Genomic DNA, 13,879 nt, shown 5'->3' on the forward strand with positions numbered 1-13,879 from the left:
TGTTAATCCGCACGGAAAGGCGCCTTTTTTGTTGGTGCGACACTTTTTTTGTGATATGGGTCACGCTGATATATCCCTATAAAAATAATAGGTAGAATTTCTTATTTTTCTGGAGTTAATTTCCCGTCTCTTTGCGAAATCGCCTTGTGGGGGATGGTGTGAATTTGCATATTCTTGTTGTTTTCTCCTGTGTTCTGCTATGCGTGGCGCCCGTTGGGGGCCACGCACGGACCATGTCGCCGCGGATCATCGGTGGGGAAGTGGTCGCCACCGTCCCATCCTGGATGGCGGAACTGGAGGTGAGCCGCTCGGGTGATCCGGAGCAAGGTTCATTCTTGTGTGGGGCGGTTCTGGTGGCACCTGGCTGGGTGCTGACGGCGGCGCACTGTGTACGCGGCCAGAGCAGCGATCAGTTGGATCCGGGGCAGCTGTTCGTGGCGCTGGGCAGCGCGGACCGCTACCAGGAGCCGGTGGAACGCCGGGCGGTGCGGGCGGTCCATGTTCACCCCGAATTCGTCCACGGCGTTTTCCACAACGACCTGGCGTTACTGCAAATGCAGGGGGAATCCGCTTTGGCCGCGCTGGATCTGGCCAAGAACCGGGAAATGCAGGCGTTGATCGATGGCGCCGCCGAGCAGGCCTTGACCGCTTACGGCTGGGGCACTACCGAGAGCGGAAGCGCCCCTCGGGTATTGCATCAAGTGGCGCTGGATTACATCACCCCGGAGCGCTGCGCGCGGCACTGGTCCAATCTCGGCGGGCGGCAACTGTGCGCCGGTGAATTGCAAAGGCAGGGTGAGCCGGGGCGCGATACCTGCCGGGGCGACAGCGGCGGCCCCCTGGTTTATCGCTATGACGGCCGGCCGTGGCTGGCCGGTATCACCAGCTACGGCCCGCCCCGGTGTGCCACGCCGGAGGTGCCGGGGGTCTACACCCGGGTCAGTGATTACCTGGCCTGGCTGGAAAGCACTTCCCGCGAGGCGCTGGTGGATTTGCACAGCCGGCCGCTGGCCGGGCGGCGCTACGGCCGCCCCGGGGAGACGCTGGCGCTGTCTCTGCGGTTGGAGAATCAGAGCCGGGTCAATGCGGCATACCAGGTGGGTGCCCGTATAGACCATGACCCTGGCGTCACGATCAGCGCCGACGATCTGGTCTGCGACGACCATGAGGGCTACAGCCTGTGCCGGGGGGAGGCCTCACTGGCGCGGGGCGCCAGCAGCGGGGATTACCGCCTGCGGCTGCGTTCCCGCTCGGGCGCGGCGGTGCAATCCCGGTTATGGATCCGGCCGGATAGCGCCGCCCATGACTATTACCAATTGGAACGAGACGCGGTGACCGCCATTTTCAGCGATCAGCCGGACCTGATGATGGTGGGAACCCAGCGTCTCAACGCGGAGGCGGTGACGCTGGAAGCCCGGCTGATCAATCGAGCCACCCATGTTGCCGCCCGGGACGCCTGGATGTGGTTCCGGATTCCGCAAGGCTGGTCCTGGAGGAACCTGCCCGAGGGATGCAGTGGCGGTGCCACGGTTCGCTGTCAATTGGGGGATCTGGCCGAAGGGGCGGAGGCCAGCCGGTCGCTGGTGATCGAAGGGGAGGGAGAGGGGCGGGTGCACCTGGAAGGCGGCTCTTCCAGCGGCGATTTCCCGGCCGGTGATACCGGCTTGTCGTTCCTGCCATCCCAGGCGCGGGCGGAGACGCCTCGCGCCAGTGCTGGCGGTGGCGGCGCCCTGGGATGGGCATGGTGTCTATTGCTGGCTTACGGGTTGTCCACCAGGCTCAGGTGAGGTGCCTGGGATTCCGCCGCCATGGCGCTGGCGTTCCCCTTCCAGGGGATGGCCTGAAATCCAGAGGGAATTCGATCCAGCAGATAAGGGGTCTTGATCACGTCGAAATAGGGCGAGTGATCGAAATCGGCGGCGTGAAACAGGCGTGGCTGTAGACGCAGCAGTCGTGAGCCGTCGTCCTCCGGCTGCTTCACCAGCGGATAAACCGGGAACTGAATGAAGGCGAAAGCTTCGCCCACCAGGCTGCCGCTGAGGGTACGCAGCAATTCGGTGGCCAGGCGATTGGAAAGCCGCCGGCGCCACCGGTTTGGCAGCGCGCGCCAGGGAAACAACCAGAGCAGCATGAGGGTGCTCCAGGAGGTGGTGCTGCCGGTGCCGACCCGGCTGATGGCGTAACGTAGCGCGTCCTGCCGCTCGTCCGTGGACAGATTCTGTGCCCGGCAGACGCGCAGATGCAGGCCGCTGAGCGTGCCCAGCTCGCGCACCCGTAATCCTCGCTCCAGGCTGGCATCCAGCACCAACTGGGTGTCCGGCTCGCAGGGTACGTAATCGGCGAGCAGGGCGCGCAGGGCCGGGTCGGCGACGTCGTGCAGACGGCCTATATAAAGCAGGGCGCGGGAGAACCGGCTGCCGGTGAGTCGCCGCAGGCGCCGGTCCAGGGCACTGTCGCTGTCCACCAACAGTACGTCGCAGGGTTGCAGCAGGACACGCTGATGGTCCAGGCTGCTTTGTGGCCAATCCTTGCCGCCGTCCTGACGTTGCAGGCGCTCGCACAGCCATTGGTAGAGTCGTTGCGTTCGCATGGGGCGCTATCCTACAACAGCGCCACGGCGCGGTCGATGACTGACTGGTCAGTATGGAAGTGGGGGGAGAAGCGTATGCCGCCGCCGCGTTGGGCGCAGACCACGCCACCCTGGCGCAGGCGGTCAAAGGTGGACTGGGGCGCCTCGCCGGGCAGACGGAAGGTGACGATACCGGCGCGGCGACGGGCGGTTTCCGGGGTCAACAACTCCGCGCCGCGCGCCTTGAGCGCATTGATCAGGCCGCTGACGATATCGGTCAGCCGCTGTTCCACCGGGACCATGCCCACCTCCTGCAGTAACGACAGCGAGGCGTTGAGTGCATGGGCGCACAACAGGTTGGGGCTGCCGCATTCGAAACGCCGGGCATCGTCCGCCGGCCGCCAGTCCTGGCGATCATAGTCGCCGGACGCCGCCACCATGTGCCAGCCGAACTGGCGCAGGCGCAGCCGGTCGCGGGCTTCCGGCCGGGCATAGAACAGCGCCAGGCCTTCCGGCCCCAGCATCCACTTGTGGCCGTCGGCGACGACGAAGTCCGCGCTGATGCTCTCCGCGTCGAAAACATGGGCTCCCAGACTCTGGATCGCATCCACGCAGAACAACACCCCTCGTTCCCGGCACGCGGCGCCGATCCGGGCCAGATCCAGGCGGATGCCACTGGCGTATTGCACCGACGACAGCGACACCAGGCGCACCCGGGGTCCAAGCGCGTCAATAATGCGCTGCTCGGCGTCATCGCCGCCCACCGCCACCTGGATCACTTCCACCCCCTGTCCGGACAGCGCTTGCCAGGGGATACGGTTGGAGGGGAACTCCTGATCACTGATCAGCACCTGATCACCGTCCCGCCAGGATAAGCCCTGGGCGATCACCGACAGCCCCTCGGAGGTGTTCTTGAGCAAGGCGATGTCCTCCTGGGGCACGCCTCCGATCAGAGCGGCGAGGCGTCCGCGCAGGGTCTGCTCAGTGTCGAGCCAGCGCGGATAATCCCGCGCTCCCACGGTGATGTTTTGCTCGGCGAAACGCACCACCGCGTCCCGGGTGCGTTTTGGCCAGGGCGCCACGGCGGCGTGATTCAGGTAAAGCACGTCCTTTTCAAGGGGAAATTCCGCGGACAGATCCAGAGCGCTGGTCATGTGATGATCGACTCCATTGTCATTGCCGGGCGGGGGGGTATCATCCTGCCCAAAAGGGCATCGATAATTCGTCAGCGAGCCTGTTTACGCTTTGCTCGCCATCGCGTTGCCGCTGGCAACGCCGCGAGAGGGTGTCGCGAACCGCGGGCTTTATGAGCTCCGGCGCGGCGGCGAATGGATGGTAAACAGGCTCTTACAGCATGACCGATTGCCGTGGCAGGTCAACCTGGCTCGTGATGCATGGTGCCGGGGGGTGGGATAAACTGTGGTGAATCGCGGGATTCACCGGTCTTGGGAGTAAGGATGAATGGCTGATCTGGAAAAAGCGACGCGTAAGGCGCAGGAGTTCCGGCAACGGGAACAGCAAATCCTCGATACCGCTCTGGAGCTGTTCCTGGAGCAGGGGGAGGACCGTGTCACCGTGGAAATGATCGCCGACCGGGTGGGGATTGGCAAAGGCACCATCTATAAACACTTCGAAACCAAGAATGAGATTTATCTGCTGCTGATGCTCCGTTATGAAGAGGATCTGGCGGCGGTGTTCAACAGTATTTCCGAGGAGGACGACAAGGAAAAACTGACCCGCGAATATTTCCGGTTCCGTATCAATGATCCGGCCCGTTATCAGCTGTTCGACCGGCTTGAGAACAAGGTGATCAAGGATCATGCGGTGCCGGAACTGGTGGAAAAACTGCACAACATCCGTGAAGCCAATTTCGAGCGCCTCAAGAGCATCGTCAAGGCACGGATCAGCGAAGGCTCCCTGGAAGACGTGCCGCCGATTTATCACATTTGCGCGGCCTGGGCGCTGGCCCATGGCGCCGTGGCGCTGGTGCAGTCGCCATTTTATATGGGGCTGATCGATGAAAAGGAGGATTTCCTCGACTTTCTGATCGAAATCGGTATCCGCATGGGCAACAAAGGACAACGCCGAAAATGACTTCCGCTGATTCCCTGTTGGCCCTGCTGGAAAAAGCCGAACGGGACGAGCAAGGGTTGCCGCCAGTGCACCGGTGGCACCCGGAGCATCAGGGCGAAAGCCGTATGCGCATCGCCCGCGACGGCACCTGGTTCTACCAGGAATCGCCGATTGAGCGGGAACGCATGGTGCGGTTGTTCTCCACCATTCTTTTGCGGGAAGGCGATGACTACTTCCTGATTACGCCGGTGGAGAAGTTGCGCATCGAGGTGGATGACGCTCCCTTTGTCGCCACCGACGTGCAGCGGGTGAAGGACGGTGGTGTCGACAAGCTGGTGTTCACCACCAACGTGGGAACTCACGTGGTGGCCGGCGAACGGCACCCGTTACGGATAGAACACGACCCGGACAGCGGTGAGCCATCTCCCTATCTGCATGTGCGCGACAACTTGGAAGCACTGATCTCCCGCAACATGTTTTATCAACTGGTGGAATGGGCTGGCCATGAAGAGCGGGACGGCGTGACCCACTTATATATCGACAGCGACGGTGCCCGTTTTCCCCTCGGTTCGTTTTAAAAGTGCCGGACGCCGGACGCTAAAGTCAAAACCCGGGGCCGCGGGCATTGCGGGAATAAAAATTGCCGGGAGCAATTTTTAACGTTGCTTGGCGACGGCCCGCAGGGTGACCGCCATGGACGGCGGTCATAAAAAGGTTCCTCGCGGTTTAGCGGGAAGGGTCGCTCGGGCGGGGGCTCCTGTATTGCCCGGTTACCTCGAAGACCTCCCTTCAGAGGTGGCTACAGCGCCGCTGTGGGAAGCTTGCTTGCAAGCGAATCGCCAACGGCTCAGGGCATTCGCGGCCAAGCGGAGCGCCGCCCGGGCCGCTTCCCACAGCGGCTTCGTGGCAGATCCGTGGGAGCCCAGCTTGCTGGCGAATTCCGGCCTTCGGCGTTGCCCCATTCGCTTGCCAGCAAGCTTCCCACGGCGGCTTCGTGGCAGATCCGTGGGAGCCCAGCTTGCTGGCGAATTCTGGCCTCCGGCGTTGCCCCATTCGCTTGCCAGCAAGCTTCCCACGGCGGCTTCGTGGCAGATCCGTGGGAGAGCAGCTTGCTGGCGAATTCCGGCTCTCTGGTGTTGGGATATTCGCTTGCCAGCAAGCTTCCCACAGCGACTTCGTGGCAGATCCGTGGGAGAGCAGCTTGCTGGCGAATTCTGGCCTCCGGCGTTGCCTCATTCGCTTGCCAGCAAGCTTCCCACAGTGGCTTCGTGGCAGATCCGTGGGAGCCCAGCTTGCTGGCGAATTCCGGCCTCTGGCGTTGCCCCATTCGCTTGCCAGCAAGCTTCCCACGGCGGCTTCCTGGCAGATCTGTGGGAGAGCAGCTTGCTGGCGAATATAGCGGCTTGATAGCCTCTTCCGTTACAGACCCGTGCCCCGTTTTTGTCCCAAGATGGCGCACCATAATCTGCCTCGAATTGGGGCGCTCTTGCCCGCCACTAAAGCGAACCTCCCGTCCCTTGATCGTTCTCCATGGCATTAAGTCCATTTAAATCAAATGGTTATGCATGTGGCATGGGCTTTGCTTTCACCCTGTTCAACAGTTGGCAAGCGGAAACGGTGAAAGGGGACATTCCCATGACGAAACAAAAGGTGTTGCTGGTAGGCCACGGTATGGTGGGGCAGCGCTTTCTGGAGGCGCTGGCGGACCGTGGTGGTCTTGATCACTACGACGTGACGATCCTGTGCGCGGAGAGCCGGCCGGCCTATGACCGGGTTGGCTTGACCCGGTATTTTACCGAGCGCGATGCCGACGCCCTGTCGTTGGTGCCGGAGGGGTTCATGGCACAACCGGGGCTGACCCTGAAGCTGTCCACCCGGGTGCGCGAGATCGATCGGGACGCCAGGGTGGTGATCACCGAGGCGGGGGAACGGCTCGATTACGATAAACTGGTGCTGGCCACCGGTTCCTATCCGTTCGTGCCGCCCATCGATGGCAACGACCGTCCGAACTGCTTTGTTTACCGTACTCTGGATGATCTGGACGAGATTATCGCCGCCTCGGATCAGGCCCGTGTTGGCACCGTGGTGGGTGGCGGGCTGCTTGGCCTGGAAGCGGCCAAGGCCCTGCACGACCTGGGGCTGGAAACCCATGTGGTGGAGTTCGCGCCGCGTCTGATGGCGGTGCAGGTGGACGATCTCGGCGGCGGTTTGTTGAAGGACAAAATCGAGACCCTGGGCGTGACGGTCCACACCAGCACCGGCACCCGTGCCATCGTCGACGGCGAACAACACCGCCATCGCATGGATTTCGGTGAAGAGCGTCACCTGGAAACCGACATCATCGTGTTTTCCGCCGGTATTCGTCCCGAGGACAGCCTGGCCCGCGCCTGCGGGCTGGAGCTCGGTGAGCGCGGCGGGGTGGTGATCGATGATTACTGTCTCACCTCCGACCCGGATATTTTCGCCATTGGCGAGGTGGCGTTATGGCAAGGGCGGATCTTCGGTCTGGTGGCGCCGGGCTATCAAATGGCGGAAACCGCCGCGGCGCGGTTGTGCGCGGATTCCGAGCCGAGTTTCCAGGGCGCCGATATGAGCACCAAGCTGAAGCTGATGGGCGTGGATGTGGCCTCGGTGGGGGACGCCCATGGCCAGACGCCGGGTGCCCGCAGCGCGGTGTTCTTTGACCAGAGCACCGGCGTGTACAAGAAAGTGGTGGTCAGCGAGTGCGGCAAGAAGCTGTTGGGCGCGGTGCTGGTGGGGGATGCCAATGACTATGGCAGCCTGCTGCAACTGTGCTTGAATCAGATCGATTTGCCGGGAGAGGCCGCCGCTCTTATCGCACCGGCCGCCGGCGATGCTCCCATGCTCGGCGCTGACGCCTTGCCGGACAGTGCTCAGATCTGCTCGTGTAACAATGTTTCCAAGGGGGCCCTGTGTGCGGCCATTGATGAAGGTGCCACCACCGTTGGTGACCTCAAGGCCTGTACCAAGGCCTCCGCTACTTGCGGCGGCTGCACGGCTCTGGTCAAACAGGTGCTCGACAGCGAGCTGACCAAGCGCGGCGTGGCGGTGAACAACCACGTGTGCGAACACTTTCCGTACTCCCGCCAGGAGATCTATCACCTGGTGCGGGTAGGGGAAATCAAAACGTTCGACGAACTGCTGGATAAACACGGCAGCGGCGATGGCTGTGATATCTGTAAACCTCTGGCCGCGTCGGTGCTGGCGTCCTGCTGGAACGACTATGTACTGAGCAAACCCCACGCCGGTCTGCAGGACACCAACGATTATTTTCTCGGCAACATGCAACGTGATGGCACCTACTCCATCGTGCCCCGCGTACCCGGCGGCGAAATCACGCCGGACAAGCTCATCGTGCTGGGGGAGGTGGCCAAGCAATATGATCTGTACACCAAGATCACTGGCGGCCAGCGGGTGGATCTGTTTGGCGCTCGTGTCGAGCAGTTGCCGGAAATCTGGAAGATCCTGGTGGACGCCGGGTTCGAGACCGGCCACGCCTACGGCAAATCGCTACGCACGGTGAAATCCTGTGTTGGCTCTACCTGGTGCCGGTATGGCGTCAAGGATTCGGTGGGTACCGCCATCCAGGTGGAGGAGCGCTACAAGGGACTGCGCAGCCCACACAAGATCAAGATGGCGGTGAGCGGCTGCACGCGGGAATGCGCCGAGGCGCAAAGCAAGGACGTGGGCGTGATCGCCACCGACAAGGGCTGGAACCTTTATGTTTGTGGTAACGGCGGCATGCGTCCTCGCCACGCGGATCTGATCGCCTCGGATCTGTCCGATGAACAGTTGATCAGGACCATCGACCGCTTCCTGATGTTCTACATTCGCACCGCCGACCGGCTGCAGCGCACCAGCGTGTGGCTGGAAAATCTGGACGGCGGGCTGGACTACCTCAAGCAGGTGATCCTGGATGACTCGCTGGGTATCGGCGATGAACTGGAGTCGCAGATGCAGCGGGTGATCGAGACCTATCAGTGCGAGTGGAAAACCACGGTGGAAGATCCCGAGGCGGTGAAACGTTTCAAACATTTCGTCAACGACGATATCGCCGACGACAACCTGCACTACGTCCGCGAACGTGGGCAGCGTCGTCCGGCCTATGAACATGAACGTATCGAACTGGTGCAACAGGAGGGTTAAGGCATGAACAGTTCCGTGACTCTGGAATGGAAAACGATCTGCAAAGTGGACGAAATCCTGCCCGGTACCGGGGTGGGCGTGCGTCTGCCCCAAGGGCAGGCGGCGCTGTTCCGCACCCGTGAGGGCCAGTTCCATGCGCTGGATAACATGGACCCGTTCAGTCGCGCCAATGTGATCAGCCGCGGTCTGCTGGGTTCGCTGGGGGATACCCGGGTGGTGGCCTCTCCGCTGTACAAACAGCACTTCTGTCTGGAAACCGGGAAGTGCCTGGAGGACGAGACGGTATCCCTGGCCGTGTACCCGGTCCGGTTGCGCGGCGAGCTGGTGGAAGTCGCTGTCGGCTGATCAGGGCTCGCCGCCACCGGGCTTCGGCAAACCGGTACCGCATTGCTTGCAGAAGCGGGCGTCCGGATCGTGGTCATGGCGGTGGCAGTTGGGGCATTCCCGTTCATAACGGCGAGCGATGTGCGCGGCGGAAATCTCGGCGGTGACGATGCCGGTGGGCACGGCGATGATCGCGTAGCCCGTGATCATCGCCAGGGACGCCACCGCCTGACCGATGGGGGTTTGCGGTGAGATATCACCGTAGCCCACCGTGGTCACGGTGACGATGGCCCAGTAAATACTGCGCGGAATACTGGTGAAGCCATTGTTTGGTCCTTCGACCACATAGATCAGGCTGCCGAAGATGATGATCACCACCAGCACCGAGAACATGAAAATACCGATCTTGCGGCGGGTGCGAATCAGTGCGTTGCCCAATTGATTGGCCTCGCTCATTAGCGCCGCCAACTTCATGATCCGGAAGATTCTCAGCACCCGCAGAGCGCGGATGGTAAGCAGGTAATTGGCGCCCGGCACCAGCAGACTGATATAGGTGGGGACCACGGAGAGCAGGTCCACCACACCAAAAAAACTGCGAGCGTATCGCACTGGACGATCGCTGACCCAGAGGCGAACCAGATATTCCAGGGTGAACAGAATAGTAAAGAACCACTCCACACCGTATAACCAGGGGCCAAAATGCTGGTGGATGGATTGCACGCTGTCCAGCATCACGGCCAGCACACTGGTGATGATGGCGACGATCAGCAGCAGATCGAAATAGCGTCCGGCCGGGGTGTCGGTACCGAAGATGATATGGCGCCAGCGTTCACGCTGTGAGGAATAGCGAGGCGACATGCTGCCGGTTGCTCCATGGTTGTGCGGGTTGGCCGGAATGGCGTTATAAGGACGGTCACCCTTATTAATCGGTTGATATTCTCTCTTGTTAAACCTTCCATGACCACCTAACTTATCCCTTGTAACGTATTCCGAAACGTTGGGAAAAACGTTTAAGCGAGATACGCAATCACCTCCGATAGCGGCGGCCTGGCCCCGCGATCCGCATAATGAAAGTCAATAACAGTCAGGGGGCGACAATGAGGGGTATGGCATTGGCGCGGCGAGGGCGACGCAAGGACACTGTGTCGCGGACCGTGATAATGCCCATGGATGGGGGTGTGAACGGGGATGGCAAGCAGCACATGATGAAACGGATCCGGGCTTTCCTGATCGCCGTGCATCCGCTGGTGGCCGCGGTGATCTGTTGCCACGCTTTCTGGATGGCGGTCTCCCAGCGTCACTGGATCTGGCTTGGCCCTTTGCTGGTCAACGCGCCAACCCTGTCTCTGGCGGTATGGCTGGTGCGGCGTGGCCGTTCCGGTTGCGGCACGCAACTGCCGGTGGTGCTGCTGTGCGCCTGGCTTGGCAGTGCCTGGACCCTGCTTGCCACATTGTCGCTGGATGATCCCCAGCCACTGGCCTGGACATATACCGCAATCGGCCTGGCCGGACTGGCCGCCTGCCTGTTGTGGTACTTCCCGCCCTACCGCGAGCGTAACGACGGGCCTCGTCCCGGTCAGCGGTTACCGGTTCTGACGTTTCAGGACTTGCGCGGCAACGCGGTTTCTTCTTGTTCATTGCGAGGCGCTCCGGCGGTTCTGCTATTTCATCGCAGTGACTGGTGCCCCAAAAGCGTGGAGTTGCTGCGTCTTCTGGCCAGGCACCGTGGTGCGCTGGGGCGCCGCGGCGCTCGTATCGTGCTGATCAGTGCCGACAGCGACGCCCGCTCCTGTCGCATGGCGGATCGGCTCGGGGTGCCGCTTGAACGTTGGATCGATCCGCAACTGGCCGCTGCCCGGGAACTGCGCTTGCTGGATCCCGGCGGCACGCCCCTGGGGCTGGAATTGCTGGGGCATCAATCCGATACCGTGGACCCCACGGTGATCATCATCGATAGCCTGGGTGATATCCGCTACGTGGACAAGGCCGGAAATTCCCGTTACCGATCCGAGCCGGTGACCTTTCTCAGAGTGTTGGACAGCGCGGTGCCAGCGTCACGGTAGAAACCACGAAGCGGCCGTGAGCGCTTTGTCCGGGCGGCGGGCCGCTGCATGCGAACCGCGCCATGCCCAAAGTATTCGCTGGCAAGCCAGCTTCCCACAGCAGCTCCGGAGCCCCTGTGGGAAGCTGGCTTGCCAGCGAATTGGAGTGCGGCGATCCCGGAAAAGGACCGCGTTTTCTCTGTTTCCCCGCCGGACTCAGCGACCGCGCCGAGGCAATACGTCGCGGACCTTGCTGGCCAGGGCGCGGATCGCGTCCTCGGTGGTTTGCCAGCCGATGCAACCGTCGGTGACCGAGACACCGTATTGCAGATCGTCCAGATTCTCGGGAATTTTCTGATTGCCTTCGTTGAGATGGGACTCGACCATCAGGCCGACGATGGAGGTGTTGCCCTCGAGAATCTGATTGCCGATGTTTTCCATCACCAGCGGCTGCAGGCTCGGATCCTTGTTGGAGTTGGCGTGGGAGCAGTCCACCATGATGTTGGTGGAGGCGCCGGCTTTCTGCAGCGCGCTCTCGGCCAGGGCCACGGAGACGGAATCATAGTTCGGCTTGCCGCCGCCGCCGCGCAGCACCACGTGAGCGTAAGGATTGCCCCGGGTCGTGGTCAGCGCCACCCGGCCGTCCGGATCGATACCGAGGAAACGGTGCGGATGGACAACGCTGAGCATGGCGTTCACCGCCACATCCAGGCTGCCGTCGGTGCCGTTCTTGAACCCCACCGGGCTGGACAGACCGGAGGACATTTCCCGGTGAGTCTGGGACTCGGTGGTACGGGCACCGATGGCGGACCAGGCGATCAAGTCCTGCAGATATTGTGGCGTGGTCGGGTCCAGTGCCTCGGTGGCCGCCGGCAGGCCCAGTTCGGCCACGTCCAGCAGCAGACGACGGGCGATATGCAGCCCTTCCTCCACCTTGAAGGAGTCGTTCATGTGCGGGTCGTTGATCAGACCCTTCCAGCCCACGGTGGTGCGGGGCTTCTCGAAGTAGACACGCAGTACCAGATAGAGCGCATCGTTGACTTCCTCGGCCAGGGCCTTGAGCCGGCCGGCGTATTCCAGCGCCGCCTTCGGGTCATGGATGGAGCAGGGGCCAATCACCACGAACAGGCGCGGGTCCTTGCGGTCGAGAATGTCACGAATCACCTGCCGGCCGCCGACCACCGCTTCCCGGGCAGCGTCGGTCAGGGGCAACTTTTCCTTGAGCGCCCGCGGCGTGATCAACACCTGCTGGGACTCGATATTGAGATCGTCTACCTGTTTTATCTGGCTCATGATGCTGGATTGGCCTGTGTTTTCAGTCTCTGCGGACCCGCAGTCTAGCGGAATACGGGGCGGTTGATAATAGTTGACAGTTGATAGTTGACAGTGGACAGCGAAAGACAAAAACAGGTGATCTTTAGCCGCTGTGGGAAGCTTGCTTGCAAGCGAATGGGGTTCGTTCAGGCGCTCGGCGGCATTCGCTTGCAAGCAAGCTTCCCACAGAAAAGGCATGAATCGACTTTGTTGATACGCAAATGGCTTTTGTACTTCCGCATTTCTTTTGGCTGTCCACTGTCAACTCGCCTTACTTACCCGTATTCCTCGATCAACCCTTCCACATATTCCGGCACCAACTGGGTGGCGGGGCCGTGGTGGTGTTCGTGGAAGGCGTTGCGTTGCTCCGAGGGTTCCAGGTTCAGCTCCACGGTATGGGCGCCGCTGGCGCGGGCCTCGGCGACGAAACCGGCGGCGGGGTAGACGTTGCCGCTGGTGCCGATGCTGATGAACCGCTCACAGCCGGCCAGCGCCGCGTAGATCCGGTCCATCTCCAGGGGCATCTCACCGAACCACACCACGTGGGGGCGCAGACAGCCGGGTACCCCGCACAGCGGGCAGGCCAGCTCGGTGCTCAGTTCGTGGTCCAAGGTGACCAGGGCATCGGTGGTGCGGCAGCGGCCCTTGCACAGTTCCCCGTGCATATGGATCAGGTTGCGGCTGCCGGCCCGTTCGTGCAGGTTGTCCACGTTCTGGGTGATCAGCAACACCTGATCGGGCAGAGCGGCTTCCAGCCGGGCCAGGGCCTGGTGCGCGGGGTTGGGGGCAATGGCCGCTCCCTGCAACTGCCAGCGCCGCTGATTGTAGAACTGGTGCACTTTCATCGGGTCGCGTTGGAACGCTTCCGGTGTCGCCACCTCCTCGATACGGTGCTCCTCCCACAGGCCCCCGTTGTCGCGGAAGGTGCGGATACCGGACTCCGCTGAGATTCCGGCACCGGTAAGTATTACAATCTTTTCCTGCATGATCCTGACCCATGGAGAATTATGGACACCATTATTGCACAGCAGGAGATACTGTCCCTGCCGCAGCGCGGCCGGGTCAATCTGCTGCATTTTCACCAGGGCATGGTGCTGTTGGTGGGGGCGGACGCCGTCGGTCTGTACCGTGATCGCGCCTCCGTGGACGACCCACTTGCCAACGGGCTGATCGGTTATGAGACCATTCCCGATGAGCTGCGGCCAACTTACCGTGAAGGGGAGGGCTATGTGGCGGAGCAGGTTTCCGGTTATGTGGCCCTTCATTCCGGCGCGGTGTTGTTCATTCGTCCGGACGGCGTGGCGCTGTACCCTGACGGCCAGAATGCCCTGCGTGACCAGCATCGTTGCTGGCTGATTCCTTTTCCCCCTCTCAATTGAGCGGAGATCGT

General features: G+C 61.9%; 12 protein-coding genes. 7 read left to right on the plus strand and 5 right to left on the minus strand.

The genetic code is table 11. The annotated features are described in order from the left end of the window. Positions 1-233 precede the first annotated feature (233 nt). Positions 234-1,787: a trypsin-like serine protease gene (locus E0L37_RS17515; protein WP_133492960.1), complete on the plus strand. Its 1,554-nt coding sequence runs from the start codon at positions 234-236 to the stop codon at positions 1,785-1,787. Here the strand turns inward: E0L37_RS17515 and E0L37_RS17520 are convergent. Both E0L37_RS17520 and E0L37_RS17525 read right to left on the minus strand, forming a co-directional pair. Then, positions 1,760-2,590, minus strand: coding sequence for a hypothetical protein (locus E0L37_RS17520; protein WP_133492961.1), 831 nt, complete (start codon positions 2,588-2,590; stop codon positions 1,760-1,762). The genes E0L37_RS17515 and E0L37_RS17520 overlap by 28 nt on opposite strands. Positions 2,591-2,601: 11 nt before the next feature. Then, positions 2,602-3,723 (minus strand): aminotransferase class V-fold PLP-dependent enzyme, encoded by a 1,122-nt coding sequence (locus E0L37_RS17525; protein WP_133492962.1) that lies wholly within the window; start codon positions 3,721-3,723, stop codon positions 2,602-2,604. Positions 3,724-4,039: 316 nt separating this feature from the next. Between E0L37_RS17525 and E0L37_RS17530 the strand changes: the two genes are divergently transcribed. From E0L37_RS17530 to nirD, 4 genes are all read left to right on the plus strand, one after another. Next, positions 4,040-4,663, plus strand: a complete 624-nt coding sequence (locus E0L37_RS17530) for a TetR/AcrR family transcriptional regulator (protein WP_205655643.1) — start codon at positions 4,040-4,042, stop codon at positions 4,661-4,663. Continuing rightward, positions 4,660-5,220, plus strand: coding sequence for a DUF1285 domain-containing protein (locus tag E0L37_RS17535; RefSeq protein ID WP_133492964.1), 561 nt, complete (start codon positions 4,660-4,662; stop codon positions 5,218-5,220). The genes E0L37_RS17530 and E0L37_RS17535 overlap by 4 nt, the downstream gene beginning before the upstream one ends. 1,057 nt (positions 5,221-6,277) lie before the next feature. Then, the gene (gene nirB / locus E0L37_RS17540; RefSeq protein WP_133492965.1) at positions 6,278-8,809 is read left to right on the plus strand and encodes a nitrite reductase large subunit NirB; all 2,532 of its coding nucleotides are present in this window, start codon (positions 6,278-6,280) and stop codon (positions 8,807-8,809) included. Between the two features lie 3 nt (positions 8,810-8,812). Then, complete coding sequence (gene nirD / locus E0L37_RS17545) at positions 8,813-9,154, plus strand: nitrite reductase small subunit NirD (protein WP_133492966.1); 342 nt, start codon at positions 8,813-8,815, stop codon at positions 9,152-9,154. Here nirD and E0L37_RS17550 read toward each other — a convergent pair whose 3' ends face one another. Then, on the minus strand, positions 9,155-9,991 hold the full coding sequence (locus E0L37_RS17550; protein ID WP_133492967.1) for an ion transporter: 837 nt from the start codon (positions 9,989-9,991) through the stop codon (positions 9,155-9,157). Positions 9,992-10,335: 344 nt separating this feature from the next. Between E0L37_RS17550 and E0L37_RS17555 the strand changes: the two genes are divergently transcribed. After that, positions 10,336-11,196, plus strand: coding sequence for a redoxin domain-containing protein (locus E0L37_RS17555; RefSeq protein WP_159661453.1), 861 nt, complete (start codon positions 10,336-10,338; stop codon positions 11,194-11,196). 195 nt (positions 11,197-11,391) lie between these two features. On the opposite strand, the gene E0L37_RS17560 is transcribed toward E0L37_RS17555, so the two are convergent. Together E0L37_RS17560 and cobB are read right to left on the minus strand one after the other, a co-directional pair. Then, positions 11,392-12,468 carry a 3-deoxy-7-phosphoheptulonate synthase gene (locus E0L37_RS17560; protein WP_133492969.1) on the minus strand — a complete coding sequence of 359 codons (1,077 nt, stop codon included), beginning with the start codon at positions 12,466-12,468 and terminating at the stop codon, positions 11,392-11,394. Positions 12,469-12,764: 296 nt separating this feature from the next. Beyond that, a complete protein-coding gene (cobB, locus tag E0L37_RS17565; protein WP_133492970.1) occupies positions 12,765-13,475 on the minus strand; it encodes a Sir2 family NAD+-dependent deacetylase in 711 nt (236 codons plus the stop codon). A 21-nt stretch (positions 13,476-13,496) separates the two neighbouring features. On the opposite strand from cobB, the gene E0L37_RS17570 reads away from it, so the two are divergent. After that, the gene (locus E0L37_RS17570) at positions 13,497-13,868 is read left to right on the plus strand and encodes a hypothetical protein (RefSeq protein WP_133492971.1); all 372 of its coding nucleotides are present in this window, start codon (positions 13,497-13,499) and stop codon (positions 13,866-13,868) included. The last annotated feature ends 11 nt before the right edge of the window (positions 13,869-13,879 follow it).

Source organism: Alcanivorax sp. 24, assembly GCF_004360225.1.
Classification (GTDB): Bacteria; Pseudomonadota; Gammaproteobacteria; order Pseudomonadales; family Alcanivoracaceae; genus Alloalcanivorax; species Alloalcanivorax xiamenensis.

Excerpts from the sequence above, each read along its gene's own strand:
- E0L37_RS17525 (WP_133492962.1), bottom strand. The coding sequence starts at position 3,723 with ATGACCAGCGCTCTGGATCTGTCCGCGGAATTTCCCCTTGAAAAGGAC.
- cobB (WP_133492970.1), bottom strand. The coding sequence starts at position 13,475 with ATGCAGGAAAAGATTGTAATACTTACCGGTGCCGGAATCTCAGCGGAG.
- E0L37_RS17560 (WP_133492969.1), bottom strand. The coding sequence starts at position 12,468 with ATGAGCCAGATAAAACAGGTAGACGATCTCAATATCGAGTCCCAGCAG.
- E0L37_RS17570 (WP_133492971.1), top strand. The coding sequence starts at position 13,497 with ATGGACACCATTATTGCACAGCAGGAGATACTGTCCCTGCCGCAGCGC.
- E0L37_RS17555 (WP_159661453.1), top strand. The coding sequence starts at position 10,336 with ATGATGAAACGGATCCGGGCTTTCCTGATCGCCGTGCATCCGCTGGTG.
- E0L37_RS17535 (WP_133492964.1), top strand. The coding sequence starts at position 4,660 with ATGACTTCCGCTGATTCCCTGTTGGCCCTGCTGGAAAAAGCCGAACGG.
- E0L37_RS17520 (WP_133492961.1), bottom strand. The coding sequence starts at position 2,590 with ATGCGAACGCAACGACTCTACCAATGGCTGTGCGAGCGCCTGCAACGT.
- E0L37_RS17550 (WP_133492967.1), bottom strand. The coding sequence starts at position 9,991 with ATGTCGCCTCGCTATTCCTCACAGCGTGAACGCTGGCGCCATATCATC.
- E0L37_RS17515 (WP_133492960.1), top strand. The coding sequence starts at position 234 with ATGTCGCCGCGGATCATCGGTGGGGAAGTGGTCGCCACCGTCCCATCC.
- nirD (WP_133492966.1), top strand. The coding sequence starts at position 8,813 with ATGAACAGTTCCGTGACTCTGGAATGGAAAACGATCTGCAAAGTGGAC.
- nirB (WP_133492965.1), top strand. The coding sequence starts at position 6,278 with ATGACGAAACAAAAGGTGTTGCTGGTAGGCCACGGTATGGTGGGGCAG.